25 protein-coding genes and 1 riboswitch are annotated in these 26,565 nt (G+C 69.8%); of the genes, 14 read left to right on the plus strand and 11 right to left on the minus strand.

What is annotated here, in order from left to right; translation table 11 throughout:
• Positions 1–152: 152 nt before the first annotated feature.
• Entirely contained in the window at positions 153–1,016 is an 864-nt protein-coding gene (locus AC27IY_RS20625; protein WP_344220133.1) for an ABC transporter ATP-binding protein, read from the minus strand.
• Positions 1,009–1,941: an ABC transporter permease gene (locus AC27IY_RS20630; RefSeq protein WP_344220135.1), complete on the minus strand. Its 933-nt coding sequence runs from the start codon at positions 1,939–1,941 to the stop codon at positions 1,009–1,011. The genes AC27IY_RS20625 and AC27IY_RS20630 overlap by 8 nt, the downstream gene beginning before the upstream one ends.
• Before the next feature lie 609 nt (positions 1,942–2,550).
• Here AC27IY_RS20630 and AC27IY_RS20635 point away from each other — a divergent pair.
• The 5 genes from AC27IY_RS20635 (at position 2,551) to AC27IY_RS20655 (ending at position 8,116) form a co-directional block, all read left to right on the plus strand.
• Entirely contained in the window at positions 2,551–4,059 is a 1,509-nt protein-coding gene (locus AC27IY_RS20635; protein WP_487178888.1) for a peptide ABC transporter substrate-binding protein, read from the plus strand.
• A 124-nt stretch (positions 4,060–4,183) separates the two neighbouring features.
• On the plus strand, positions 4,184–5,128 hold the full coding sequence (locus AC27IY_RS20640) for an ABC transporter permease (RefSeq protein WP_329589237.1): 945 nt from the start codon (positions 4,184–4,186) through the stop codon (positions 5,126–5,128).
• Positions 5,121–6,065 (plus strand): ABC transporter permease, encoded by a 945-nt coding sequence (locus tag AC27IY_RS20645; RefSeq protein WP_423453085.1) that lies wholly within the window; start codon positions 5,121–5,123, stop codon positions 6,063–6,065. Before AC27IY_RS20640 ends, AC27IY_RS20645 begins: the two co-directional genes overlap by 8 nt.
• 16 nt (positions 6,066–6,081) lie before the next feature.
• On the plus strand, positions 6,082–7,116 hold the full coding sequence (locus tag AC27IY_RS20650; RefSeq protein ID WP_344220141.1) for an ABC transporter ATP-binding protein: 1,035 nt from the start codon (positions 6,082–6,084) through the stop codon (positions 7,114–7,116).
• Positions 7,103–8,116: an ABC transporter ATP-binding protein gene (locus AC27IY_RS20655; protein WP_344220143.1), complete on the plus strand. Its 1,014-nt coding sequence runs from the start codon at positions 7,103–7,105 to the stop codon at positions 8,114–8,116. Before AC27IY_RS20650 ends, AC27IY_RS20655 begins: the two co-directional genes overlap by 14 nt.
• 53 nt (positions 8,117–8,169) lie before the next feature.
• Here the strand turns inward: AC27IY_RS20655 and AC27IY_RS20660 are convergent, their stop codons facing one another.
• Genes AC27IY_RS20660 through AC27IY_RS20670 form a run of 3 tightly spaced genes read right to left on the minus strand, consistent with a single transcriptional unit; the run spans position 8,170 to position 10,966 of the window.
• Positions 8,170–9,372: a lipid-transfer protein gene (locus AC27IY_RS20660; RefSeq protein ID WP_487178889.1), complete on the minus strand. Its 1,203-nt coding sequence runs from the start codon at positions 9,370–9,372 to the stop codon at positions 8,170–8,172.
• Positions 9,369–9,773 carry a Zn-ribbon domain-containing OB-fold protein gene (locus tag AC27IY_RS20665; RefSeq protein ID WP_423478576.1) on the minus strand — a complete coding sequence of 135 codons (405 nt, stop codon included), beginning with the start codon at positions 9,771–9,773 and terminating at the stop codon, positions 9,369–9,371. Before AC27IY_RS20665 ends, AC27IY_RS20660 begins: the two co-directional genes overlap by 4 nt.
• A gap of 26 nt (positions 9,774–9,799) precedes the next feature.
• Positions 9,800–10,966 carry a S8 family serine peptidase gene (locus tag AC27IY_RS20670; protein WP_487178890.1) on the minus strand — a complete coding sequence of 389 codons (1,167 nt, stop codon included), beginning with the start codon at positions 10,964–10,966 and terminating at the stop codon, positions 9,800–9,802.
• Positions 10,967–11,281: 315 nt separating this feature from the next.
• Here AC27IY_RS20670 and AC27IY_RS20675 point away from each other — a divergent pair, with 315 nt between their 5' ends.
• Genes AC27IY_RS20675 through AC27IY_RS20685 form a run of 3 tightly spaced genes read left to right on the plus strand, consistent with a single transcriptional unit; the run spans position 11,282 to position 12,999 of the window.
• Positions 11,282–11,581, plus strand: a complete 300-nt coding sequence (locus tag AC27IY_RS20675; protein WP_329589251.1) for a DUF3263 domain-containing protein — start codon at positions 11,282–11,284, stop codon at positions 11,579–11,581.
• Positions 11,582–11,632: 51 nt separating this feature from the next.
• A complete protein-coding gene (gene otsB, locus AC27IY_RS20680; protein WP_364464281.1) occupies positions 11,633–12,388 on the plus strand; it encodes a trehalose-phosphatase in 756 nt (251 codons plus the stop codon).
• A gap of 38 nt (positions 12,389–12,426) precedes the next feature.
• A complete protein-coding gene (locus tag AC27IY_RS20685) occupies positions 12,427–12,999 on the plus strand; it encodes a hypothetical protein (RefSeq protein WP_487178891.1) in 573 nt (190 codons plus the stop codon).
• A 15-nt stretch (positions 13,000–13,014) separates the two neighbouring features.
• Here AC27IY_RS20685 and AC27IY_RS20690 read toward each other — a convergent pair whose 3' ends face one another.
• Positions 13,015–14,439, minus strand: a complete 1,425-nt coding sequence (locus tag AC27IY_RS20690) for an alpha,alpha-trehalose-phosphate synthase (UDP-forming) (protein WP_423453073.1) — start codon at positions 14,437–14,439, stop codon at positions 13,015–13,017.
• A gap of 31 nt (positions 14,440–14,470) precedes the next feature.
• Between AC27IY_RS20690 and AC27IY_RS20695 the strand changes: the two genes are divergently transcribed.
• The 5 genes from AC27IY_RS20695 to groL all read left to right on the plus strand — a co-directional run bounded on the left by AC27IY_RS20695 (position 14,471) and on the right by groL (position 19,199).
• The gene (locus tag AC27IY_RS20695) at positions 14,471–15,025 is read left to right on the plus strand and encodes an RNA polymerase sigma factor (protein ID WP_091094399.1); all 555 of its coding nucleotides are present in this window, start codon (positions 14,471–14,473) and stop codon (positions 15,023–15,025) included.
• A 79-nt stretch (positions 15,026–15,104) separates the two neighbouring features.
• A riboswitch (SAM riboswitch) is annotated at positions 15,105–15,246 on the plus strand.
• Between the two features lie 13 nt (positions 15,247–15,259).
• Entirely contained in the window at positions 15,260–16,495 is a 1,236-nt protein-coding gene (gene thrC, locus AC27IY_RS20700; RefSeq protein WP_449958803.1) for a threonine synthase, read from the plus strand.
• A 23-nt stretch (positions 16,496–16,518) separates the two neighbouring features.
• Entirely contained in the window at positions 16,519–16,794 is a 276-nt protein-coding gene (locus tag AC27IY_RS20705) for a MoaD/ThiS family protein (protein ID WP_091094397.1), read from the plus strand.
• A gap of 241 nt (positions 16,795–17,035) precedes the next feature.
• Positions 17,036–17,236 (plus strand): cold-shock protein, encoded by a 201-nt coding sequence (locus tag AC27IY_RS20710; protein WP_090947280.1) that lies wholly within the window; start codon positions 17,036–17,038, stop codon positions 17,234–17,236.
• Positions 17,237–17,573: 337 nt separating this feature from the next.
• Positions 17,574–19,199: a chaperonin GroEL gene (groL, locus tag AC27IY_RS20715; protein WP_487178892.1), complete on the plus strand. Its 1,626-nt coding sequence runs from the start codon at positions 17,574–17,576 to the stop codon at positions 19,197–19,199.
• Positions 19,200–19,318: 119 nt separating this feature from the next.
• Here groL and AC27IY_RS20720 read toward each other — a convergent pair whose 3' ends face one another.
• Positions 19,319–19,849 carry a YbhB/YbcL family Raf kinase inhibitor-like protein gene (locus tag AC27IY_RS20720; protein WP_329589271.1) on the minus strand — a complete coding sequence of 177 codons (531 nt, stop codon included), beginning with the start codon at positions 19,847–19,849 and terminating at the stop codon, positions 19,319–19,321.
• Between the two features lie 97 nt (positions 19,850–19,946).
• Entirely contained in the window at positions 19,947–21,953 is a 2,007-nt protein-coding gene (locus tag AC27IY_RS20725) for a HelD family protein (RefSeq protein ID WP_487178893.1), read from the minus strand.
• A 167-nt stretch (positions 21,954–22,120) separates the two neighbouring features.
• On the opposite strand from AC27IY_RS20725, the gene AC27IY_RS20730 reads away from it, so the two are divergent.
• Positions 22,121–22,450: a hypothetical protein gene (locus AC27IY_RS20730; protein ID WP_344211627.1), complete on the plus strand. Its 330-nt coding sequence runs from the start codon at positions 22,121–22,123 to the stop codon at positions 22,448–22,450.
• 211 nt (positions 22,451–22,661) lie between these two features.
• Here the strand turns inward: AC27IY_RS20730 and AC27IY_RS20735 are convergent, their stop codons facing one another.
• The 3 genes from AC27IY_RS20735 to AC27IY_RS20745 all read right to left on the minus strand — a co-directional run bounded on the left by AC27IY_RS20735 (position 22,662) and on the right by AC27IY_RS20745 (position 26,286).
• Positions 22,662–24,314, minus strand: coding sequence for a DNA repair helicase XPB (locus AC27IY_RS20735; RefSeq protein WP_344211625.1), 1,653 nt, complete (start codon positions 24,312–24,314; stop codon positions 22,662–22,664).
• A 63-nt stretch (positions 24,315–24,377) separates the two neighbouring features.
• The gene (locus AC27IY_RS20740) at positions 24,378–24,740 is read right to left on the minus strand and encodes a hypothetical protein (protein ID WP_487178894.1); all 363 of its coding nucleotides are present in this window, start codon (positions 24,738–24,740) and stop codon (positions 24,378–24,380) included.
• A gap of 70 nt (positions 24,741–24,810) precedes the next feature.
• Complete coding sequence (locus tag AC27IY_RS20745; RefSeq protein WP_487178895.1) at positions 24,811–26,286, minus strand: class I adenylate-forming enzyme family protein; 1,476 nt, start codon at positions 26,284–26,286, stop codon at positions 24,811–24,813.
• Positions 26,287–26,565 lie beyond the last annotated feature (279 nt).

A 26,565-nucleotide genomic window follows, 5' to 3' on the forward strand; every position in this document is an offset into this window, starting at 1 on the left:
TTGTCCATCACCGGTCCTCGGATCGAATTGACGTTCGAATCCTATCGGAACGCGGGGCCCGATGTCAGTCTTTCGTCCCTCCCGTCGCGGGCGTTTCGCGCACAGGAAAGCGCCGCGCCCTTCGCGGGGGCACGGCGCTCGGACCTGCGGTCTCAGCCCTTGTTGTAGGCGGCGATGACTTCCTTCGGGTCGCCGTCCATGCGGATCTTGCCCTTGTGCAGCCAGATGACGCGGTTGCAGGTCTCCTCGATGACGCGCAGGTCGTGGGCGACGAGGAAGACGGTGCCGGCCGACTCGCGGATCTGGCGGATGCGCTCCTCGCTCTTCTTGCGGAACTCGCGGTCGCCGGTGGCGAGGGCCTCGTCGATGAGCAGGACGTCGTGGGTCTTGGCCGAGGAGATCGCGAAGCGCAGTCGGGCGCCCATGCCGGACGAGTAGGTCGACATCGGCAGCTGAACGAACTCGTCGATGCCGGAGAAGTCGACGATCTCCTGGTATTTCTCCCGGACCTCGGCCGGCGTCATGCCCATGGCGTAGCAGCCGAGCACGATGTTGCGCTCGCCGGTGAGCTCGCGCATCAGGGCGGCGTTGACGCCCAGCAGCGAGGGCTGGCCATCGGTGTAGACGGCGCCCTCGTGCGGGGGCAGCAGGCCCGCGATGGCACGCAGCAGCGTGGACTTGCCCGAGCCGTTGCGGCCCACGATGCCGATGGCGTCGCCGTGGTAGGCCACGAACGTCACGCCCTTGACCGCGTGGACCTCTTTCATCTGCGGGCGGCCCTGGCGCTTGAGAATGCGCGTGAGGGCGTTGACCGCGTTGCCCTTCTCGGCGTCGGAGGCCGCGCCGTAGACGCGGTAGACGATGTGGAGGTCGTCGACGATGACGGTCGGCGTGCCCGTGGGGACGTCGAGTGGCGCCTTGCCCGCGGACTTGGCGGCGGCGGGGCGCGCCTTGGCGTCCTTGGGGACGGCGGGCTTGTCGCCCTTCACCTGCTGCAGCTCCTTGGTCTCAGCCACGCCCGTACCTCTCCTCGGCCCGCCAGAAGTACCAGAAGCCGAATCCGAGCGCGAACACCGCCCAGAATACGCAAGACATCCACACCATTGTCGGGGGGTGGTGCCCGAGCTCGGGGTTGTGGCTCTTGATCAGGATCTCCCGCATCCACTCGATGTAGGAGGCCGCGGGGTTGAGGTACATCACGTCGGCCACCCACTGGGGGAGGCCGGCCGAGCCCACGACCTTGGCCTGGATCGAGAAGAAGACGCCCGAGGCGTAGAGCCAGGTGCGCGTGATGAACGGCAGCAACTGGTTGAGATCGCGCATCGATGCGCCGAGGCGGGCCACGACGAGCCCGGCCCCGATGTTGAACATCGTCTGCAGGAGGAGCACCACCGGGATCATGAGCCAGAACCAGGTGGGGAACTCTCCGGTGGCGACCACGAGCACCAGGAGCACGCTCATCGAGATGGCGAGCTGCTGCAGCTCCTGGATCGTGTAGGCCAGCGGCAGCGAGGCGCGCGGGAAGTGCAGGGCCCGGATCATCGACAGGTTGCCGGTGATCGACTTGGCGCCCGCGGTGACCGTGCGCTGGGTGTAGGTGAAGATGAACATCCCGGTCAGCAGGAAGGCCGGGTAGTTCTCGATGTTCTTGCTGCCGCCCAGGATGAGGCCGAACATCAGGAAGTAGATGGCGGCGTTGAGCAGGGGGGTCAGCACCTGCCACAGCTGGCCCAGCGTCGAGTTGGAGTACTTCGAGACGTTGCGGGAGGTCGCGTACGTCAGGATGAAGTGTCGCCGCTCCCACAGCTGGCGCACGTAGACAGGGAACCTCGGCCGTGCGATGGCACGGCGAAGCCCGTATCTCTTGGCGAGCTTGGCCAGCGGCTCCCCGCTCCGGCCGCCCGCCTGGGCGTCCGCTACAGCGGATTCCGGCTGGCTCATGGCAAGGACTCTATTGGATCCGGGTCGGTGGGGTGCCTGTCACGCTGGACCGTGACCGGCAGACTGTTGGACGGTGTCTCGGGGCGCCGGGGTTCCAAGCCACCGCCAAGACCTGTTCAACCGTAGCCCAGGAGGGGCGGGCGATGGTGGCGGAGGCACGAGCAGTCTTGGCCACGGGGTAATTTTCATCGTCTGTTCAGGTCCAGGTCCAACCGGTACTGGGCTCTTTGTACGATTTACCACAGATCACACCGATTGTCTGTGACGGTTGATAGGCGGACGTGTGACCGAACTGCAACGCGCCAGAGACTCGCTGGTGGCAAGTAGTAAGGGATAGTCGCGATCGACTGGCAGGGCGTACGGCTGGCTTGACCTGGTCGGCCAAACCCGGGGGGGATACCAGGACTCCCCCGTCAGGCTGCTCACGAACACGCAGCTCAGCGCTGTACGCCCACTGTAGAGGGAGGATTTTTCTTTACCATGCGTGTTACTAAGGGCGCACAGATCGTCGCCGGTACCGCGCTGCTCGCCCTCGCGGTTGCCGCGTGTGGTGGCGGTGCCTCGGAGAGTGGCACTGCCGCGAGCGGCGGCGCCGAAACGCCGGTCCGCATGGAGCTCGGTGAGCCCCAGGAGCTCCTGGTGCCGTCGAACACCACGGAGTCCGAGGGCTCGGAGGTCCTCGCGGCCGTGTTCGAGCCTCTCGTCACCTACGACGAGAACAAGAACGCCGTCGAGGCCGCGGCCGAGTCGATCACCAGTGATGACCAGAAGGTCTGGACGATCAAGCTCAAGTCCGGCTACACGTGGCACAATGGCGAGCCTCTCGTCGCGCAGAACTACGTGGACGCCTGGAACTACGCCGCCAACCAGGAGAACGCCCAGAGCGCCGGCTACTTCTTCGGCCGCGTCGAAGGCTTTGCCGACCTCAACCCGGGTGAGGGCAAGTCGGTCACCGCCAAGGGCATGAAGGGCCTGGAGGTCGTGGACGACACGACGTTCAAGGTCACCCTGGCCGCGCCGTTCTCGCAGTTCAAGACCATGCTCGGCTACACCGCGTTCTACCCGCTGCCCAAGGCCGCCTTCGGCCCCGACGGGAAGATCACGCAGCAGTTCGGCGAGCAGCCCATCGGCCAGGGCCTGTTCAAGCTGGACAAGCCCTACAAGAAGGGCACCGACCAGAGCATCGACATGACCGTGTACGACAAGTACCCGGGCAAGAAGCCGAGCAACTGGACCAAGCTGCAGTTCAAGCTCTACACCGACTCGGATGTCGCCTTCAACGACCTGATGGCCGACAACCTGGACATCCACGACTCGCTCGGCCCGGCGGCGATCGCCCAGGCCAAGTCCTCCCTCGGTGAGCGTTACCAGGACCAGCCGGACGCCGGCGTCGGCTACATCGGCGTGCCGCTGAAGTACAACGACGAGCTGAACAAGGTCGACGTCCGCAAGGCCATCTCGATGGCCATCGACCGCAAGACCATCGCCGAGACGGTCTTCTCCGGCACCCGCTCCCCGGCCGACGACTTCATCAACCCGGCCATCGCGGGCTACCGCCAGGGCGCGTGCAAGGCCTGCACGTACAACCCGGCCGAGGCCAAGAAGCTGTACGAGTCCGCCGGCGGTCCCAAGACCCTGGAGATCGGCTACAACGCCGACGGTCCGCACAAGGAGTGGATCGAGGCCGTCGCCAACAACCTCCGCGCCAACCTGGGCATCGACGCCGTCGCCAAGCCCTTCGAGAAGTTCGCCAGCATCCTCGACGAGCTGGACGCCAAGAAGTACAAGGGCCTGTTCCGCATGGGCTGGGCCATCGACTACCCGTCGGCCGAGAACTACCTGTCGCCGATCTTCAGCACCGGCGCCATCGCGACCGGCTCGAACTACGGCGGCTACTCGAACAAGAAGTTCGACGCCCTGATCGCCCAGGGTGACCAGGCTCCCTCGGTGGAGGAGGGCCTGAAGTTCTACCAGCAGGCCGACGACATCCTCAACGAGGAACTGCCGTACATCCCGGTGTACTTCTACCGGAACAACTCCGGCTACTCCAAGATGGTCAAGAACGTCCACATCAACCTGCTCAACCAGGTCGAGTGGGCTGACGTCGAGAAGGTCTGACGTTGTTCCCGGGGTGGGCGCGGACGCCGCGCCCACCCCACAGGGGTAAGCGAGGAGGCGGCTCCCCGGCCGAAAACCCATAAGGTCAGGGGGGTGGCCTTCTTCGCGTGTACGGGAGGCTTATATGGGCCGTTACATCATCAGGCGTCTGCTCCAGTCGATCCCCGTGTTGTTGGGTGCCACCCTGCTCATCTTCGCCATCGTCTTCGCGCTGCCCGGCGATCCCATCGCGGCGCTGGCGGGCGAGAAACGGGCGGACCCCAACATCGTCGCGATCCTGCGCGAGCAGTACCACCTCAATGATCCGCTGTTGCTCCAGTATTGGTACTACATCAGCGGTGTGATTTTCCGCGCGGACTTCGGCGTCACCTTCGCCGACGTGCCCGTTTCGCAGATCATGGCGGGCAAGTTCCAGGTGACGCTCAACCTGGCGATCACCGCGCTCGTCATCGAGGCCCTCATCGGCGTGGGTCTGGGCCTTTGGGCGGCTCTCAAGCGCGGCAAGGCCATCGACACCATGATCCTCGCCTCGACGCTGCTGCTGATCTCGGTGCCGACGCTCGTGTCCGGCTTCGTGCTGCAGTTCCTGCTCGGCGTACGGCTCAAGCTGTGGACGGGGCTCGACATCTTCCCCATCGCGGGCATCACCGAGGGCTTCCGCAGCTATCTGCTGCCCGGCTTCGTGCTCGCCGGCGTGTCGATCGCGTATCTGACCCGGTTGACCAGGACCAGCCTGGCCGAGACGCTGCGCGCCGACTACATCAGGACGGCCACCGCCAAGGGCCTGCCCCGGCGGCGGGTCGTCGGCAGGCACGGCCTGCGTAACGCGTTGATCCCGCTCGTCACGTTCCTGGGCGCCGACCTCGGCAACCTCATGGGCGGAGCGGTCATCACCGAGAGAATCTTCAACCTGCCGGGCATCGGCAACCAGCTCTTCATGTCGGTGTACCTCAGGGAACAGCCAGTCGTGGTCGGCATCGTGACCATCCTGGTCCTGATCTACATCTTGGCCAACCTGGCCGTGGACGTGATGTACGCAGTGCTCGACCCGAGGATCCGCTATGAGTGACATTCGACCGGGCGGCCCCGTCATCGCGCCCGAGGAGACCCCCGCACCGAGACCCCACAAGAAGGAGAAGGCGGCCAAGCCGGCCAGCCTGTGGTCCGACGCCTGGCACGACCTGCGCCGGCGGCCGATCTTCATCATCTCGCTCTGCATCATCGCGGTGCTGGCGCTGATGGCCCTCTGGCCGTCGCTGTTCAGCTCGGTGGACCCGTTCAACGCCCGCACCTGCGAGCTGGCCACCGCCCGTCAGGGGCCCAGCGCGGGCCATCCGTTCGGCCGCGACAACCTGGGCTGCGACCTGTACGCCCGCACCATCTACGGCGCGGCGAACTCGCTGATCATCGGCATCAGCACGACCGTCTTCGCCGCGCTGATCGGCGGGCTCATGGGCCTGATCGCCGGGTTCTTCGGCGGCGGCGTGGACAGCGTGGCCTCCCGGGTCACCGAGATCTTCTTCGCCATCCCCAGCATCCTGGGCGCGCTGCTCATCGGCTCGACCTTCCGCGACAGCGGGTGGGGCATCTGGCTGGTGGTGGCCGCGCTCACCATCCTGGGCTGGCCGATGACGTTCCGGATCATGCGGGCGGCGGTCATCACGGCCAAGTCGCAGGACTTCGTGGTCGCGGCGAGAGCGCTGGGCGCCGGGCCGATCCGGATCATGTTCCGGCATCTGCTGCCCAACGCGCTCGCTCCCGTGATCGTCGTGGCGACGATCAACCTGGGCGGCTTCATCGCGGCCGAGGCCGCGCTGTCCTACCTGGGCGTGGGCGTGCAGCCGCCGGAGATCTCGTGGGGTCTGATGATCGCCGACGCGCAGCGCCGCTTCCTGGAGGCGCCGTTGCCGCTGATCTTCCCGGCGGTCTTCCTGAGCATCACGGTGCTCGCGTTCATCATGCTGGGCGACGCCGTACGCGACGCGCTCGACCCGAAGCTCAGGTAGAAGGGGGGACCGAACAGTGAGCAGGACGTCAGCGGACGTGTTGCCGGTCGAGGGAGGACTCGGCAACGAACCGCTGCTCGCCGTCGACAACCTGCACGTGGAGTTCCACACCCGGGCGGGGATCGTACGCGCCGTGAACGGCGTGAGCTACACGGTCAACCCGGGTGAGACACTGGCGGTGCTGGGCGAGTCGGGCTCGGGCAAATCGGTGACCGCGCAGGCGATCATGGGCATTCTGGACATGCCGCCCGCGCGCATCCCCAAGGGAGAGATCCGCTTCAAGGGCACCGACGTGCTCAAGCTGTCGGAGGAGGCCCGCACCCAGGTGCGCGGCCAGCGCATCGCCATGATCTTCCAGGACGCGCTCTCCGCGCTCAACCCGGTCTTCACCGTGGGCTGGCAGATCAGCGAGATGTTCCGGGTGCACCGGGGCATGTCCAAGGGCGACGCCATGAAGAAGGCGGTCGAGCTGATGGACCGGGTCCGCATCCCGGCCGCGAGGCAGCGCGTCAACGACTACCCGCACCAGTTCTCGGGCGGCATGCGGCAGCGCATCATGATCGCGATGTCGATCGCGCTCGACCCCGAGGTGCTCATCGCCGACGAGCCGACCACGGCGCTCGACGTGACCGTCCAGGCGCAGATCATGGAGCTGCTGGCCGAGCTGCAGCGCGAGAGCCAGATGGGCCTCATCCTGATCACCCACGACCTCGGCGTCGTGGCGGACGTGGCCGACAAGATCGCCGTCATGTACGCGGGGCGCATCGTCGAGAACGCCCTCGTGCACGACATCTACCGGGCGCCCGCCCACCCGTACACCAAGGGTCTGCTGGAGTCGATCCCCCGGGTCGACCAGAAGGGCCAGGACCTGTACGCGATCAAGGGCCTGCCGCCCAACCTGCTCGAACTGCCCAGCGGGTGCTCGTTCAACCCGCGCTGCCCCTACCGGCAGGGCAACTGCGAGACCGACGTCCCCCCACTGCATCAGATCAGCGGCACGCGCGGCAGCGCCTGCCACTACTGGAGGGAGGTCCTCGATGGCGATCGGTGAGAAGATCCTCGAGGTGCGTGACCTGGTCAAGCACTTCCCGCTGACCCAGGGCATCCTCTTCAAGCGGCAGATCGGCGCGATCAAGGCCGTGGACGGCGTGTCGTTCGACCTGCACAAGGGCGAGACGCTGGGCATCGTGGGCGAGTCGGGCTGCGGCAAGTCCACGCTGGCCAAGGTGCTGATGGCGCTGGAGCGGCCCACGTCGGGGTCGGTCATGATCAACGGCCGCGACATCGGCAAGGCCAAGGGCGCCGAGCTCAAGCGCATGCGGCGCAACATCCAGATGGTGATGCAGGACCCGTACACCTCGCTGAACCCCCGGATGACCGTGGGCGACATCATCGGCGAGCCGTACGAGATCCACACCGAGGTGGCGCCCAAGGGCGACCGGCGCAAGAAGGTGCAGGAGCTGCTGGAGGTGGTCGGGCTCAACCCCGACCACATCAACCGCTACCCGCACCAGTTCTCGGGCGGCCAGCGGCAGCGCATCGGCATCGCCCGCGGGCTGGCGCTCCAGCCGGAGATCATCGTGTGCGACGAGCCGGTGTCCGCGCTCGACGTGTCGATTCAGGCGCAGGTCATCAACCTGCTGGAGCGGCTGCAGAACGAGTTCGGGCTGGCCTACATCTTCATCGCGCACGACCTGTCGGTGGTCCGCCACATCTCCGACCGGGTCGGGGTGATGTACCTCGGCAAGTACGTGGAGCTCGGCAAGGACACCGAGATCTACGACCGGCCGGCGCACCCGTACACGCAGGCGCTGCTGTCGGCGGTGCCGGTGCCCGACCCCGAGGGGCGGGAGCAGCGGGAGCGCATCATCCTCCAGGGTGACCCGCCGTCGCCGGCCAACCCGCCGTCGGGCTGCCGGTTCCGTACGCGGTGCTGGAAAGCGCAGGAGATCTGCGCCGAGGAGGAGCCGCTTCTCCAGATCCGGCCGGGCACGGCGCACGAGAGCGCCTGCCACTTCGCCGAGACGCACGACGTGGTCCACGTCAACTGACGCCGTCCGGCGTTCGGAGAAGGCCCTCCCCTCGCGGAGGGCCTTCTCGCGTCTCATCGCGTCACGACGATCGCGCTGCCGTGGCCGAACAGGCCCTGGTTGGCCGCCAGCCCGGCCCTCGCCCCGTCGACCTGCCGGGGGCCGGCCCGGCCGCGCAGCTGGTCGGTCAGCTCGCAGAGCTGGGCGACGGCCTGGGCGGGGATCGCCTCGCCGAACGAGGCCAGGCCGCCCGACGGGTTGACCGGGATCCGGCCGCCGAGCGCGGTTGCCCCGTCGCGCAGCAGCTTCTCGGCCTCGCCCGGCGGGCACAGGCCGATGTCCTCGGTCCAGTCCAGCTCCAGTGCCGTGGACAGGTCGTACACCTCGGCCAGTGACAGGTCCTCGGGGCCGAGGCCGGCCTCCTCGTACGCGGCGTGCGCGATGGCCGCGCGGAAGGGCCGCTCGGGCGGGGGGACGGCGGCGCAGGAGTCGGTGGCGAAGTTCGGCAGCTCCAGGACCGTGTTGGGGAACGTGGGCGTGACGGTCGAGACGGCCGCCAGGCGCACCAGGCCGCGGGCGCCCGCGTGGCGGCGGGCGTAATCCTGCGAGGCCAGCACCACGGCCGCGCCGCCGTCGGAGGTGGCGCAGATGTCCATCAGCCGCAGCGGGTCGGCCACCATGGGCGAGGCCAGGACGTCCTCCGCGGTGACGGTCCTGCGATAGCGGGCCATGGGGTTGAGCGCGCCGGCGCGGGCGTTCTTGACCTTGACGGCGGCGAAGTCGTACGGGGTCGAGCCGTGCAGGGCCATCCGGCGGCGGGCGTACAGGCCGAAATAGGCCGGATTGGTGGCGCCGAGCAGCCGGAACCGCAGCCAGTCGGGATCGTCGGGGCGATCGCCGCCCACCGGGGCGAAGAAGCCCTTGGGGGTGGAGTCGGCGCCGACGACCAGGGCGAGGTCGCACAGCCCGGCGAGGATCCTGGTACGGGCCAGGTCCACGGCCTGGGCGCCGGAGGCGCAGGCGGCGTAGCAGGAGGCGATCCTGGCACCGGTCCAGCCGAGCGCCTGGGCGTAGGTCGAGCCGGCGACGAAGCCCGGGTAGCCGTTCCTGATGGTGTCGGCGCCGACGAGGTACTGGATGTCGGTCCAGGCGACCCCGGCGTCGGCGAGGGCGGCTCGGGCGGCGGCCAGGCCGTACTCGGTGAAGGGGCGGCCCTGCTTGCCCCAGGGGTGCATGCCGGTGCCCAGGACCACGACGCCGTTCGCCTGGCCGCTCATGAGGCGCGCCGCCACATCCACACGAGCGGGCCGTCCGCGAGGGGGCCCGCCGTGAGCTCCAGCTCCATGCCGACCTCCAGCTCGTCCACGGTGAGGCCGGCGACCTGGCCGAGCACCACGATCCCGGCTCCGTCGAGCTCGACCGCCGCGAGGGTCACCGGCACGTACGGCTGCGCGGCCACGTAGGGCGGGGGTGGCGGGTAGGCGGCGTTCGTGTACGACCACACGCGCCCCCGCCGGGGCAGCCTGGCGACCTCCATGTCGGTCCCGGGGCAGCGGGGGTCGGGGCAGGACCCTCGGCGGGGCGGGAAGCAGAGGGTGCCGCAGGCCGTGCAGCGGGTGCCGAGCAGGACGACCCCGTCGGCGTCGACGGCGAACCAGCCCTCGATCGCGTACGTCATAGCAGGGAGTATCACACAAGCGCTTGCTAGGGTGAATCCCCGTCGCGCCGCCGCCTCGCCAGCACGCGTACGGACATGGCCGCCAGCAGCCCCAGCAGCCCCGCGATCACGGGGGTCCTGCTCGCGGGAACGGGCACGCCCGGCCCCGCCCCGAGGCGGGCGACGGGCCGCGCGGGCGAGCCCACCGCCGCGCGCAGGTCGTCGGCCGCGCGGAGTGCCAGCAGGGCGTTGGCCACGCCGTGGCCGTAGGTGCGGTTGTGGCCGCCCGGCGGGCGTCTTCTGGTGCCCTGCTCGATGGCCGTGCGGACCTCCTGCGGCGACAGGCCGGGATGGGCGGAGCGGACGAGGGCCGCGATGCCCGCCACCATGGCGGCGGCCGAACTGGTGCCGTCGCCCACCGCGTACGAGCCCGCGCCGTCGGCCGTCACGATCTGCGTGCCGGGCGCGACGACCGACAGGTAGTCCTGCCGGTTGGAGAAGCCGGCCACCCGGAGCCCCCGGTCCACCGCGCCCACGGCTATCACGCCGGGGTAGGCGGCGGGGAAGTTCTTCCTGTTGGCGCTGTCGCCGTCGTTGCCCGAGGAGGCCACCAGCACCGCGCCCCTGCCGAGCGCGTACCTGACGGCCTCCTCCTCGGCCGCCGAGCCCTCCCGCGTGCCGCTGCCGCCCCCCAGCGACATGCTGATCACGTCGGCGCCCTGGTCGGCCGCGTAGCGGATGCCGCGCGCCAGGGCGTCGCTCCCGCCCCGGGGCTGCCGCTGGCGCTGCGGGTCGCCGCTCTCCAGCGTGACCCGTACGGACAGGACGCGGGCCCCGGGCGCGACGCCGACGACCCCGGCGGCGCGGCCGGGGCCGTGCCCGCGGCCGGCGATCAGGCCGGCCATCGCGGTGCCGTGGTGGCCCCACGGCCCGTGGCCGCGCGCCGCGCCGGTGAGGTCGGGGCCCTCGACGACGGCGCCCGCGAGGTCGGGGTCGCGGGCGTCGACCCCGGTGTCGAGGACGGCGACCAGCACGCCCCGGCCCTCGCTGCGCCGCCACGCCTCGGGCAGGCGCAGCGCGCCGAGCTGCCACTGCCCGGCCCGCGCGACCGCCCCGATCCTGTCGCCGGCCCCGGTCCCGCCGGCGGCGGTCACGGAGGCCGGGACGGCGAGCACGCAGCAGATGGTCAGCGCCACGGCGAGGAGGCTCCTCATCGCGGCAGGGCCCGCCGCGGCGCGGTCGCGACCCAGGCGTGGCAGCGCGGAGGAGAGCTGGTGCACGGAGGACCTCGAGCGGGGAGAAGAGGGGGAACGCTCGAACTGACCGGCATTCTGACACGCGGCCGCCACCGCAATCCGACGGTTCGGTAAACAGCCCGATACGCGGAGTAGTTCCGTTCTGTGTGCTTTTCTGCTACCTCGTAGGCGAAAGTCGGGACATACCCGCAGCGCGGGAGCTCAGCACATTACGATTGGCCACGGGCCGTGCGGGTGACGGGACCGTCACCCGTCCCCTCAGAGGAGGACACCATGGGAGCACCCCTCAGCGGTGACGATGCTGCCCACGAGCCGTCCCGACAACCACTGACCGAACGCGACATCGAGCTCCTCGCCTTCGAACGCCAATGGTGGCGCTACGCGGGCGCGAAGGAGCAGGCCATCAAGGAGACCTTCGGGTTCTCCGCCACGCGCTACTACCAGATGCTGGGCGAATTGATCGACCGTCCGGAGGCGCTTGAGCACGACCCCATGCTGGTCAAGCGGCTTCGCAGGGTGCGCGCCGAGCGGCAGCGCGACCGCGCGGCCAGAAGGCTTGGCATGCGCCCCTGACCTGCTGGGTACGGCAGGCGCGTGGAGAACATCCCTGGAATTGAAGCAATCTTGAAGGACCCCGCCGGGGCCGTGATCGGGCTCGACTTCGACGGAACCCTGTCCCCGATCGTGCCCGATCCGGCGGCCGCCGTGATCCACCCCAAGGCGCCCGCGGTGCTCGCCGAGCTCGGCGCGCACGTGGGGGCCGTGGCCATCGTGACGGGCCGGCCGCCGGCCACCGCGCTGGAGCTGGGCCCGGGGCTGGCCGACGTTCCCGGGCTGGTCATCCTCGGCCACTACGGCTTCGAACGCTGGGAGAACGGCCGGATCTCCGCGCCGCCCCCGCCGGCCGGCGTGCCACGGGCGAAGGCCGACCTGCCGCTGCTGCTCGACTCGCTCGGCGTCGAGGGCGTGACCGTCGAGGACAAGGGCCGGGCCGTCGCGGTGCACACCCGCCGCGCCCCCGACCCCGAGGGCGCGCTGGCCGCGCTGCGCGAGCCGCTGGCCGGGCTCGCCGAGCGGCACGGGCTGGTGGTCGAGCCGGGCCGCATGGTGCTGGAGCTGCGGCCGCCGGGCATGGACAAGGGGCACGCGCTCGGCCTGTTCCTGGCCGAGAGGGACGCGCGCTCGGTGCTGTTCGCCGGCGACGACCTGGGCGACCTCGCCGCCTTCGACGCCGTACGGTCCTCCGGGCTGCCCGGGGTGACCGTGTGCAGCGGCTCGGCGGAGGTGACCGCGCTGGCCGAGCGGGCCGACATCGTGGTGGACGGCCCGGACGGCGTGCTGGCGTTGCTGGCGGAGCTGGCGTCGGCGTTCAGCCGTTGACGACTGGACTGCAAGTCCGGTTCCCTAGAGTCGGGGTCATGATCAAGCGTTACCTCGCGGTCGCCGCCACCGCGGCCGTCACCCTCACCGCCGGCGCCTTCCCCGCCCACGCCGCCCCCGCCCAGGAGCTGAAGCTGCGTGCCGGGCTCACCCTCTACATCCCGATCCAGTGGGTGGTCCACCGCTTCGGCCCGGACAACGTGCAGGTCGTGACCGGCAAGTGCGGGAAGGCCCGGGGCTGGCGGACGCCGGAGTGCGACTCCTTCTACATTCTCGGGCCGTCCTTCATCAAGCACGGCGCGGAGGGCTTCGGCCCCTACACCGGCAAGAACCCGTACTACACGGCGAGCGACGTGCAGCCGTGCCCGTTCAACGAGAAGTGGGGCGAGAGCATCGGCCCGAAGGGCTCGCGGGGGCTGCGCCAGGTCGGGCCCGGCCACAAGGCCACGTACAACGCCTGGAAGTCCACCTGCACGAGCTACAGCGGCACCGCGATCAAGGCCCGCTTCACCCAGCGCGAGTGGTATCTGCCGAAGAGCAAGATCCTGGTCGTCGACCAGTGGAACACCCCCGGCCTGGCCGACACGCTCAAGCACGCCGACTGGCGGTGAGCGCGGGATCGCGGCTCAGGCGAGGGCGTCGAGCTGGGCCGCGAGCCATTTCTGGGGCGGCAGGGCGGTGGCCGCGGCGCGCAGCTTGTCGCGCCGCGCCCGCCGCTCGTCCTCCGGCATGACCAGCGCCCTGTGCAGGGCGTCGGCCGTGCCGCTGATGTCGTAGGGGTTGACCATCAGCGCGTACGGGCCCAGCTCGGCGGCCGCGCCCGCCTCCCGCGAGAGCACCAGCGCGCAGCGCGGCGACAGCACCGGGCCCTCCTTGGCCACCAGGTTCATGCCGTCGCGGATGGGGTTGACCAGCAGCACGTCGGCCATCCGGTACGCGGCCAGCGACCGCGGGTAGTCGTCGTGGACGTTGAGGATGAGCGGGTCCCAGTCCTCGGTGGCGAACTCGTTCTCGATCTCCTGGGCGCAGCGCTGCACCGAGGCGGTGTACTCGCGGTATTCCGGCAGGTCGTGCCGGCTCGGGTAGGCGAAGGCCAGGTGCACCACGCGGCCGTGCCACTCGGGATGGGCGGCCAGGAACTCGCCGTAGGCCACCAGGCCGCGCACGATGTTCTTCGACAGCTCGGTGCGGTCGATGCGGACGATGAGGCGGCGGTCGCCGACCTGCTCCCTGATCGCCGTGATGTGCGACTCGACGTCGGGCTCGCCGGCCCGCTCCCACAGCGCCGCGCCGTCCACCCCCAGGCTGTGGACGCCGATCCTGGTGGTGCGGCCCTCGTGGGTGACGCTGCGGGCCGCCCGGTCGACCTCCGCCCCGAGCACCGCCTCGCAGCAGTCCATGAACGCCGCCGCCCACCGCTCGGCCAGGAACCCGGCGTGGTCGGCGCCGAGTATGCCCTCCAGGACCTCGCCGGCCACCTCGTCGGGCAGCAGCGAGAAGTACTCGGGCGGCGCCCACGGGGTGTGGCTGAAGTGCGCGATGCGCAGGTCGGGCCGCTCGGCCCTGAGCATGGCGGGGGTGAGCGTGAGGTGGTAGTCCTGCACCATCACGCGGGCGCCGTGGCCGGCCTCCTCGGCGAGGGCGAGCGCGAAGGCGCCGTTGTAGTCGCGGTAGGACTCCCACTCGCGGGCGAAGCGGATGCCGAAGCTGGGCGCGTTGGGGATGTCGTAGAGCAGGTGGTTGACGAACCACAGGGTGGAGTTGGCCACGGCGTTGTAGGCGCGATGGAACGTGGTCGCGGGGATGTCGAGCATGCGCAGCGGCCCGGTGTCGTAGCCGGCCTGGTCGAGCCGGCCGCCGGGGGACAGGCGCACGGCGCCGCGGTCGTCGTCGGACAGCGCCGCGCAGACCCACAGGACCCCGTCGTCCTTGGCGACCCCGGACAACCCGGAGACGAGACCGCCGCCGCCCCGTCTCATGATGAGAACACCGTCGTCGGAGACGGTGAAGGAGACCGGCCCTCTGTTGGAGGCCACGAGGACGCTGTTCATCGAAGCTCCTTCCGATCATAGGATCGCAGCTATGGCGCTTGATGAGCTAACCGAGGAACTCGCCCGATCCGCCGCCGCTGGAGATCATCGCGCGCTCGGCGAGTTGCTGGCCAGGATCGAGCCGGATGTGATGCGCCACTGCTCCCGGATTCTTCCGTACCACCAGGATGCCGAGGAGGCGTCGCAGGACACCCTGCTCGCGGTGGCGCGCAACATCGGCCGCTTCGAGGGGCGTGCCAGGTTCAGCACCTGGCTGCACATCGTCACGGCCAACTGCGCGCGCACCACCTACCGGTCGCTGAAGCGCAGGGCGGCCGAGCAGACCTCCGACGAGCTGCCGACGCAGAAGCCCGACGCGCGGCGGGTCAGCGTGATCGCCGGCTCGCGGCTCGACCTGCTCGACGCGATGGAGGCGCTGGAGGCCGACAAGCCCGATCTCGCGCAGGCGCTGGTCCTGCGCGACATCGTGCAGCTCGACTACAACGAGGTGGCCGAGCAGCTCGGCATCCCGCTGGGCACCGCGAAGTCGCGCATCCACCAGGCGCGCAAGTACGTCCAGGCGGCGCTGGGTGACGACTATCGGTGAGACGCCCCGTCTCAGTCTTTGAGACAGGTGGTCGTTCCCGCCGCTTCGGCGGGTAGAGTCGTGTGCAACAACTTCATACAGCTCATCCAGAGGGGTGGAGGGACCGGCCCTGCGAAGCCCCGGCAACCCTCCCGGCTTTCGACTCGCGACCTGGCGAGGCCGACCGGGACAAGGTGCCAATTCCGGTTCGCGGTCAAGGTGGCCGTGGGCGAAGATGAGGGAAGGCCTCGCTTCATGTCGCACGACTTTGGTCCTGCCGTCGCTCTGTCCTGCCGCGAGTGCGGCGCCCGTTACCCGCTCGGGCCGAGCTTCGCGTGTCTGGAGTGTTTCGGGCCGCTCGAAGCGGCCTACGAGTTCGGCCGGGTGACCCGCGAGGACATCGCCGCGGGCCCGGCCAACATCTGGCGCTACCGCTCGCTGCTCCCGGTCCCCGCCGACGTGGCGAGCAAGCCCAACATGAACCCCGGCTGGACGAAGCTGGTCAGGGCGGGCAACCTCGGGCGGGCGCTCGGCATCAAGTCCCTGCACGTCAAGGACGACTCCGGCAACCCCACCCACTCCTTCAAGGACCGGGTGGTCGCCATCGCCGTCGAGGCGGCGCGCAACTTCGGCTTCCACACGCTCTCCTGCTCCTCCACCGGCAACCTCGCGGGCGCGGTGACCGCCGCCGCGGCGCGGGCCGGGCTCGACGCCTGCGTGTTCATCCCGGCCGACCTCGAAGAGGCGAAGATCGCCATGGCCCGGGTGTTCGGCGGCAAGCTGATCGGCATCGACGGCACCTACGACGAGGTCAACCGGTTCTGCTCCGAGCTGATCGGCGACCCGCTGGGCGACAAGTGGGGGTTCGTCAACGTCAACCTGCGGCCCTACTACGCCGAGGGCTCCAAGACGCTCGCGTACGAGATCGCCGAACAGCTCGGCTGGCGGCTGCCTGAGCAGATCGTCATCCCGATCGCCTCGGGCTCGCAGCTCACCAAGATCGACAAGGGCTTCAAGGAGCTCATCGCCCTGGGCCTGGTCGAGGACACCCCCTACAAGGTCTTCGGGGCGCAGGCCGCCGGGTGCTCGCCGGTGTCGGCGGCGTACAAGGCGGGGCACGACGTCGTCCAGCCGGTCAAGCCCAACACCATCGCGAAGTCGCTGGCGATCGGCAACCCGGCCGACGGCCCGTACGTGCTGGACATCGCCCGGCGCACCGGCGGGGCCGTCGAGGACGTCACCGACGCCGAGGTCGTGGCCGCGATCAAGCTGCTGGCCTCGACCGAGGGCATCTTCGCCGAGACCGCGGGCGGCGTCACCGTGGGCGTGCTCAAGAAGCTCGTCGAGGCGGGGCGGCTCGACCCCGAGGCGGAGACCGTGGTCCTCAACACCGGCGACGGCCTGAAGACGCTGGACGCCATCGCCGGCGAGTCGTCGCGGCCCACCGCCGTGATCAAGCCGTCTCTCGACGCGTTCCGCGCGGCTGTCTGACAACCAGGAAAGGCGAGATAACCATGAGCGTTACTGTTCGGATTCCCACCATTCTGCGCACCTACACCGGCGGAAACGCGGAAGTGAGTGGCGAAGGCGCGACTCTTCGTGACGTGCTCGCCAAGCTCGATGCCGACTACCCGGGCATCGGCGCGAGAATTCTGGATGAATCGGGCAAGATTCGGCGTTTTGTCAACGTTTACGTTGGGGAAGAGGACGTCCGTTTCGCCGAGGGCCTGGACACCGCCGTCCCTCAGGGCACGCAGATCTCCATCATCCCGGCGGTCGCCGGCGGCTGAGTGCCCGTACGACTCCACAGAAGGCGCCCCAAGCGGGCGCCTTCTGCTTTTCGGGCCTATTCAAACGTTGAAGTACCCGCACTGCGAACAAATGCGTCTTTCGTGGATTGACTCTGTTGCCAAACCCCTTGCCACAGGTATGGTCGAGGCGATCGTCTGGCTGTTTTGTCGTTAAGTCGGACGATTACGGGTCTCGCGGTGGAATGGGCGAGATCTGTAGCCCCAGTAAGAGGAGTCGGAAGTGGCGCAGGGCACCGTCAAGTGGTTCAACGCGGACAAGGGCTACGGCTTCATCGCGGTAGACGGTGGTAAGGATGTATTCGTCCATTACTCCGCGATACTGATGGACGGGTACCGATCTCTCGAGCAGGGCCAGCGGGTCGAGTTCGAGATCACGCAGGGCCAGAAGGGACCGCAGGCCGAGTCTGTCCGCTCGGTCTGATTTACGTCACCTGGTATGCACCGGCGGGGCCCGTGCGGCAGCGCAGTCCGTACGAGCCCGCCACCCTCGTAGTCGTCGATCGGCGGCGGGCCACACGGTGAGCGGCCCGCCGTCCCTATGCGGATCGGCTGACCTGCGCGGAGACCCCTCCAGAAGGTCGTTCGCTTGCACTCGGCAGGGTAGAGTGCTAAACAGTTCGTTGGCACTCTGTGTGGCAGAGTGCCAATAACTCGGGATCGAGACGATGGGGTCTGCCGAACGGAGATGCAGTCCCTGGCCGTCGCGGGCGTCGGCTCGGTCCAGGACAAGCCACCCTGCATCTGGGAGGTCTAGCCTTATGGCAGCCAAGATGATCGCGTTTGACGAGGACGCCCGGCGCGGTCTCGAGCGCGGTATGAACCAGCTCGCTGACGCCGTCAAGGTGACCTTGGGCCCCAAGGGCCGCAACGTCGTGCTGGAGAAGAAGTGGGGCGCCCCCACGATCACCAACGACGGTGTGTCCATCGCCAAGGAGATCGAGCTCGAGGACCCTTGGGAGAAGATCGGCGCCGAGCTGGTCAAGGAAGTCGCCAAGAAGACGGACGACGTCGCGGGCGACGGCACCACCACCGCCACCGTGCTCGCCCAGGCGCTGGTTCGTGAGGGCCTGCGCAACGTCGCCGCCGGCGCCAACCCGATGGCCCTGAAGAAGGGCATCGAGGCCGCCGTCGAGCGCGTCAGCGAGGAGCTCTCCAAGCTGGCCAAGGACGTGGAGACCAAGGAGCAGATCGCCTCCACCGCCTCCATCTCCGCCGCCGACCCCGAGATCGGCTCGCTCATCGCCGAGGCGATGGACAAGGTCGGCAAGGAAGGCGTCATCACCGTCGAGGAGAGCAACACCTTCGGCCTGGAGCTGGAGCTCACCGAGGGCATGCGGTTCGACAAGGGCATGGTGTCGATGTACTTCGTCACCGACTCCGACCGCATGGAGGCCGTCCTCGAGGACCCCTACATCCTGATCGTCAACAGCAAGGTCTCCGCCAACAAGGACCTGCTGCCCCTGCTCGACAAGGTCGTGCAGTCCGGCAAGCCGCTGCTGATCATCGCTGAGGACGTCGAGGGCGAGGCCCTGGCCACCCTGGTCGTCAACAAGATCCGCGGCCTGTTCCGCTCCGTGGCCGTCAAGGCCCCGGGCTTCGGCGACCGCCGCAAGGCCATGCTCAACGACATCGCCATCCTCACCGGTGGCCAGGTCATCGCCGAGGAGGTCGGTCTCAAGCTCGAGAACGCCACCCTCGACCTGCTGGGCCGCGCGCGCAAGGTCGTCGTCACCAAGGACGAGACCACGATCGTCGACGGCGCCGGCGACGCCGAGCAGATCTCCGGCCGGGTCAACGAGATCCGCGCCGAGATCGAGCGCACCGACTCCGACTACGACCGCGAGAAGCTCCAGGAGCGTCTCGCCAAGCTGGCCGGCGGCGTGGCCGTCATCAAGGCCGGCGCGGCCACCGAGGTCGAGCTCAAGGAGCGCAAGCACCGCATCGAGGACGCCGTGCGCAACGCGAAGGCGGCCGTCGAGGAGGGCATCGTCCCCGGCGGTGGCGTGGCGCTGCTGCAGGCCGGCGCCAAGGCGTTCGACAAGCTGGAGCTGGCCGGCGACGAGGCCACCGGTGCCTCGATCGTCAAGAAGGCTCTGGAGGAGCCGCTCAAGCAGATCGCGGTCAACGCCGGTCTCGAGGGCGGCGTCGTGGTGGAGAAGGTCCGCAACCTCACTCCGGGCGAGGGCCTCAACGCCGCCAGCGGCGAGTACGTCAACATGTTCGAGTCGGGCATCATCGACCCGGCCAAGGTGACGCGCTCCGCGCTGCAGAACGCCGCCTCCATCGCGGCGCTCTTCCTCACCACCGAGGCTGTCATCGCCGAGAAGCCCGAGAAGACCCCCGCCGCCCCGGCCATGCCGGGCGGCGGCGACATGGACTTCTAGGTCTGTTCGCTCGCGAAGCCGAAGAACAAGAGCGGCCCGGATCTTCCGGGCCGCTCTTGTGCGTTGACAGCGGGTTCGTCGACGGGCGTATGCGCTGACGGCGGGTTCGTCGGCCGCGGTCAGACGCCGTAGACCGGGACGATGTGGCCGCGGGCCAGGGTGTTGGCCGTGATGTTGAAGCCCACCACCGCCGGGCTGGCGTCGCCGTCCACGCCCAGCTTGTCGACGCCCAGGGCGTGGACGGTGAAGACGTAGCGGTGCGGGGCGCCGGGCGGCGGGGCCGCGCCGCCGAAGGCCTTGGCGCCGTAGTCGTTGCGGGCGTGGGCGGCACCCTCGGGCAGCCCCTTGAAGTCGGGGGCGCTGCCCGCGCCCGCGGGCAGCTCGGTCACCGAGGCCGGCAGGTCGAACAGCACCCAGTGCCAGAACCCGCTGCCCGTGGGGGCGTCGGGGTCGTAGCAGGTGACGGCGTAGCTCCGGGTCCCTTCGGGCGCGCCGGACCAGCGGAGCTGGGGCGAGACGTTCTGGCCCGTCATGCCCCAGTCGTTGAAGACGTGCAGGTCGCTGAGCCGCTCGCCGTCCTGGATGTCGTCGCTCTCGACCACGAGCGCGGGAACCGACGGCAGGTGTTCATGGGGCAGCGGTGCTGGCACGGCATCCTCCTAGGTAGGCAGCGTTCCTGATCGCCATCCTAGAAGCGGCCGGGCCGGTCGCCGGTCATGGCGTCGCCGGTTCCCGCGCGGGGCGCGGTCACATGGCGAGCTGCGGCGGCAGGGGCTTGTCGTGCAGGACCGTGAGCGAGGTGACCGCACGGGTCAGGACGACGTACAGCCGGGCCAGGCCGCGGGGCTCGGCGGCCACGATGTCGGCGGGCTCGACCACGATCACGTGGTCGTACTCCAGACCCTTGGCGAGCGTGGCGGGGACGACGAGCAGGCGGTGCTCGCCCTCCGGGGCGTCGGGGTCGAGCACGGAGTGCGGACGGCCGGACAGCGCCCGCGCGACCTCGCCGACCAGCGCGTCCGGGACGATGACGCCGATCGAGCCCTCCTGGGCGAGGGCCGCGTCGGCGGCCTCCGCCACCGAGCCGCCCGGGCGGATGCTCAGCGAGCCCGCGCCGGGGCGCAGGGACCGCGGCGCGGCCAGTCCGGGGGCGATGGACGGCAGCAGCCGGGCGGCGAAGTCGAGCACCTCGCGCGGCACGCGGAAGCCGAGCGTCAGCTCGGTCACCTCGCCCTCGGCCTGGCCGAGGTGCCGGAGCACGCTCTCCCACGAGCTGGTGGACCAGGGCGTGGTGCCCTGGGCGAGGTCGCCGAGCACGGTGGCCGAGCCGTTGCGGCAGCGTCGGCCGAGCGCGCGCAGCTGCATCTCCGACAGGTCCTGGGCCTCGTCCACGACCAGGTGGCCGAGTGAGGGGGTGCGCTCCATGAGGTCGCGCAGCTCGTCGAGGAGCGCGGCGTCCGCCGCCGACCACTTGGCGGACTTGTGGCTGCGGTACGGCTTCGGCCAGAGGAGCAGGCTCTGCTCGTCGGGCGACAGGTCGGACTTGGCGGCCCTGGCGAGGAACTCCGGCTCGGCGAGCAGCCGGAAGAGCACCTGCTCGGGCGTCAGCTTCGGCCAGACCGCGTCCACGAGCTGCTTGACCGGCTTGGAGCGGGCCACGGCGTCCTGCACCCGGTCGTCGGGCGACTCGCCGCGCTGCTCCATCCGCACCAGCACCAGGTGGGCCAGCCGTTGCGCGAGCGCCGCTCGCCCTGGCAGGTAGCGGGTGGTGCCGCGCAGGGAGGCGACGATCTCGCGCACCTCGTAGTCGGCCACCCGGTAGCGGTAGGCGCCCTTGGTGAACACCAGGCCCTCCTCCGGCTTCACGATGTGCAGCCAGAGCGCGCGTTCGAGCACCGCGGCCATCCGGGCGTCGCCCTTGACCGCGGCCACCAGCGGGTCCTCTGGGGCGGCGTGCTCGCCGAGCAGGCCCGCCACGGTCGTCTGGTCCACCTTGACCTCGCCCAGCGCGGGCAGGACCGAGGAGATGTAGGACAGGAACGCGCGGTTGGGGCCGACGATCATCACGCCGGACCTGGCCAGCCGCTCGCGGTGGGTGAACAGCAGGTAGGCGGCCCGGTGCAGGCCCACCGCGGTCTTCCCGGTGCCGGGGGCGCCCTGGACGCAGACGGTCTGGGCGAGCCCCGAGCGGACGATCTCGTCCTGGTCGGGCTGGATGGTGGCGACGATGTCGCGCATGGGGCCGGTGCGCGGGCGTTCGATCTCCTCGGTGAGGATCTTCGACGGGCCGAGCTCGACGTTCCCCTCGCCCAGGGGCTCGTCCTCGTACGCGGTCAGCGTGCCGCCGTGGTAGCCGAAGCGGCGGCGGCGTACGACGCCCATCGGCTCGGCCGGGCTCGCCTGGTAGAAGGCCCGCGAGACCGGGGCCCGCCAGTCGATGACGAGCGGCTTGCTGCGGGCGTCGTGGACGTGCCGGCGGCCGACGTAGATCGTGCCGGGCAGGTCGTCGCCGGACTCGCGGTCGAGCCGGCCGAAGAACAGCGGGGTGTCCGGGTGGTCGGCCAGGGCGGCGACGCGCTGGTCGAGGAGGGACTGGAGGATCTGCTGCGACACCCAGTCGCCGGCCGCGTCGGCGGAGAGTGACTGGGCGTGGGTGCGCATCGCCGTCAGCGCGGCCCTGGACTCGGCCAGGTGCCGCTGCTCGGCGGCGAGGACGTCGGCGGGTATGTCGGGGGCGAGTTGGTGTGCGGGCATGCGAAAGTGCCTCCTTGTCGGGATCGGAGGTGGTCGTCGGAGGTGGTAAGGCAGCGAATCGGTCAGTTTAGCTGGGCGCGGCGAGCGCTTCCACAGCATTTACCGGGGGGCGGGCGTGCCCTTGCCGGCGGCGGTTGGCGGTCCGGGGGCGCGGGTAAAACGGGGGGATGGCGCGGGTGCGGGTGTCGCCGATCATCCCCACGATCGCGAGTTTCCTGCTCGCGGCGCTCTGGGGGTTGTCGGTGTTCGCGGGCTGGGGCCTGGAGGCGTTCTGCGCCGGGGGCGACGAGGACTGTCCGCGGCGGCTCGGTACGGTCTCCACGGTGTCGGGCCTGTTCGCGACGCTGGCCGCGTGCTGCACGGCGGCGGCCTGGCTGCTGCCGGTCTCGCGCGGCGACCTGCGGGTGTTCGGGCGGCTCATGGGAGCGGCGGTGCTGGCGTGGGTGCTGGCCGAGGGCGTGCTCTTCGTCGGCGGGCTGCTGGCCCGCCGACCCTGAGCTGAGGACAACCTGGGAATACCGAAAAAATCGGGCATATCAGGTGGGTTTGCCGGATCATGGGGGTATGTCGCAGGCGGCGTGATAGTACGCAGGTGAGGGGGGTGGTTCGATTGTCGACGGCCCGCGGAGTCTCGTGGACGTGACACCACGTCGAGCGCTCGGCCGCTCACGCGCGAGCGGCCGGGCCTTCACCCGCTGAGAGCCACCCTCAGACGCCGTCGTGCACGTCGTCGGCGTCGATGATCTGGTAGGCGTATCCCTGCTCGGCCAGGAAGCGCTGCCGGTGCGCCGCGAACTCCTGGTCGACGGTGTCGCGGCTGACCACGGTGTAGAACCGCGCGCCCCCGCCGCCCGCCTTGGGCCGCAGCACCCGGCCGAGCCGCTGGGCCTCCTCCTGGCGCGAGCCGAACGTCCCCGACACCTGGATGGCGACGGACGCCTCCGGCAGGTCGATGGAGAAGTTGGCGACCTTCGACACCACGAGGACCTGGATCTCCTTGTCGCGGAACGCCTGGTAGAGCCGCTCGCGCTCCTTGACCCGGGTCTCGCCCTTGATCACCGGCGCGCCGAGGTGCTCGCCGAGCTCGTCGAGCTGGTCGATGTACTGGCCGATGACCAGCACCTGCTCGCCCGCGTGCCGGCGCACCAGCGCCTCGGTGACCCGCGTCTTGGACGGCGTGGTCGCGCAGAAGCGGTAGCGCTCCTCCGACTCGGCCATCGCGTACGCCAGCCGTTCCTCGTCGGTGAGCGTGACCCGCACCTCGACGCAGTCGGCCGGGGCGATCCAGCCCTGGTTCTCCATCTCCTTCCAGGGCGCGTCGTAGCGCTTGGGGCCGATGAGCGAGAACACGTCGCCCTCGCGCCCGTCCTCGCGCACCAGCGTGGCCGTGAGCCCCACGCGCCTGCGGGCCTGGAGGTCGGCGGTCATCCGGAAGATCGGCGCGGGCAGCAGGTGCACCTCGTCGTAGACGATGAGCCCCCAGTCGCGCGCGTCGAACAGCTCCAGGTGGCTGTAGACGCCCTTCCGCCTGGTGGTCATCACCTGGTAGGTGGCGATGGTGACCGGGCGGATCTCCTTCTTGTTGCCGCTGTACTCGCCGATCTCGTCCTCGGTCAGCGACGTGCGCTTGAGCAGCTCGGTCTTCCACTGGTGGGCGGAGACGGTGTTGGTGACCAGGATGAGCGTGGTGGCCTGGGCGTGGGCCATGGCGGCAGCGCCCACGATGGTCTTGCCGGCGCCGCAGGGCAGCACGACCACGCCGGAGCCGCCGTGCCAGAAGGCGTCGGCCGCCTCCTGCTGGTAGGGGCGCAGCGACCAGCCCTCCTGGGCCAGCTTGATCGGGTGGGCCTCGCCGTCGACGTAGCCGGCCAGGTCTTCCGCCGGCCAGCCCAGCTTGAGCAGGGCCTGCTTGACGTTGCCCCGGTCGCTCGGGTGCACGACGACCGAGTCGGCGCCGAGCCGGTCGCCCAGCATCGGCGCGATCTTCTTGGAGCGCAGCACCTCCTCCAGCACCGCGCGGTCGCTGGAGGTGAGCACCAGGCCGTGCACCGGGTCCTTCTCCAGGCGCAGGCGGCCGTAGCGGGCCATGGTCTCGGCGATGTCGACGAGCAGCGCGTGCGGCACCGGGTAGCGGCTGTGGCTGATGAGCGCGTCGATGACCTGCTCGGCGTCGTGGCCGGCGGCACGGGCGTTCCACAGCGCCAGCGGGGTGACGCGGTAGGTGTGGACGTGCTCGGGGGCGCGTTCGAGCTCGGCGAACGGCGCGATGGCCTTGCGGCACTCGTCGGCCTTGTCGTGGTCGACCTCGAGCAGCAGAGTCTTGTCCGACTGGACGATGAGCGGGCCGTCGTTCACGGACATCCCTTCCTACGGTTGACCCTTATCCAACACAGCCGACGGCAGGGAAAGTCCCGGAACGGGTCATCAATCGTCGAGATAGCCGTTGAGGCCGAGGAAGAGGAAAAGGCCGATCATGAGGACGAAGCCGAGCCCGAACAGGACCCAGCTCCACATCACCATGCTACGTGCCGCGCGGGGGTCGGAGCTCGCCCTGCCGAGCGCCAGCCCGGCGAGGATCGCCCCGGGCAGGCCGAGGACGTTGCAGCAGGAGACGAGGGCGAGGAGGTTGAGCACGAGGGAGACGATGGCGTTGGCGCTGGGCCCCTCGTTGCGCGGCGGCGGCGGATAGCCGTAGCCGTAGCCGTAGCCGTAGCCCGGCGGGGACTGCTCGCCGTAAGGGGCGCCGTAGGGCTGGTAAGGGTAACCCGGCGGGTCCTGTTGGGTCATCGTCACCTCCAGACACGTCAACACTTATCACGGAACCGGACGGGCCCGGCCGCGTGATCAGCGTGCCGGACTAGAGGCGGGCGCGCACGGCCTTGCGGTCGAGCTTGAGCACGCTCGTGACCGGGATGTCGTCGACGAAGCGGATCTCGCGCGGGTACTTCACCCGGCCGACGCGGTCGCGGGCCCACTCGACGAGCTCCTCGGCGCTCGCGGTCGCGCCGGGTTCGAGCTGCACGAACGCCACGACCTCCTCGCCGTGGCGGGCGTCGGGCCGGCCCACCACGCAGGAGCGGGCCACGTCGGGGTGCTGGTCGAGGGCGTACTCGACGTCGCGGGGGAAGATGTTGAAGCCGCCGCGGATGATGAGGTCCTTCTTCCTGTCCACGACGTGGAGGTAGCCGTCGTCGTCCACGCAGCCGATGTCGCCGGTGCGCAGCTCGCCGTCGACCAGCGTGGTGCCCTCGGGGTCGGGCTCGTGCTCGCCCCAGTAGCCGAGCATCAGCGACTCGCCCGCGACGCAGATCTCGCCGACCTCCCCGGCCTCCACCGCCTCGCCGTCGCCGTCGCGCACGACGATCGAGTAGCCGGGCAGCGGCAGGCCGACGCTGCCGATCCTGCGCCGGCCCGGCGGGTTGAAGGTGGTGACCGCGCAGGTCTCGGTCAGGCCGTAGCCCTCCAGGATCTGCACGCCGGGCAGCCGGCGCTCGAACTCCTCCAGCAGGCTCCGGCCCAGCGGGGCGGCGCCGCAGGTGAGGTGGGACAGCTCGGGCAGCGCGTACGACTCCAGCGGCTCGGCGAGCAGCATCTGGAGCATGGCGGGCACGACGGTGCCGTAGTGGACGCGCTGGCCGCCGGCCAGCTTGAGGAACTGCCCGGGGTCGAACCAGCGCATGAGCACCGCGTGCTGCGGCTCGGTCGCGTGCATCCAGGCGATCGTGACGATCAGCCCGTACGAGTGCGACAACGGCACCGGCACGATGACGCGGTTCTTGCCCTCCTGGTGGGACATGTCCCAGACGGCCTTGCCCACCTGCCAGAGGCCGCGGTGGCTCAGCATGACGCCCTTGGCGCGGCCGGTGGTGCCGCCCGTGTACATGAGGGCGGCCAGGTCCCCGGGGTCCCGGGCGACGGGGCCGCGCCCGGGTGCCCGTTCGAGCTCGGCGGTGTCCACATGGACCGGGATGTCCACGCCCGTGGCCCGTACGGTCGCCTCCAGCTCGGGGGAGGTGACGATCGCCACGGCGCCGCTGTCGAGCAGGATGTGCCGCAGCTCCTCCGCGCCCACCAGGAACACCACGGGGGTCACCACCGCGCCGGCCGCCCACAGCGCCTGGTAGAGCACCGGGACCTCGGGCGAGTTGGCCATCATGACGGCCACCCGGTCGCCGGGCCGTACGCCCGCCGCGACGAAGCCGCCGCACATCCGGCGCGCGCGCTCGGCGAGCTCGTGACTGCGGTGCCAGACCCCTTCGTAGTACATGGCGTCGTGGTCGGCGAAACGGCCCCAGGACTCCTCGGCCAGCCGGCCCAGCGTCTGCTCGGTCACATGCCCAACCTGCTGCGTGGGGGAGCGTGACGTCAAGACCTGCCGGCCCCCTTGACTGATCACTGTGGAGAATGTCTTCATTATCGGTAAATAAAGTGATATCTCCTACTCGGGCCATTTGAGTTTTCACGGTGGCCTAGATCGTGTAAATGTGGGAGATCTGGGATGCGGGTTGGCGTCCCAGGTGGGGAACACCTGGTCAGGCCGGTACGGTGACGCAGCGCGACCGGCTCGTGCGGCACGGAGAAAGTCGTGCTCGCACGGTAATTAGTGGAGACA

The organism is Nonomuraea sp. B208, from assembly GCF_057536035.1.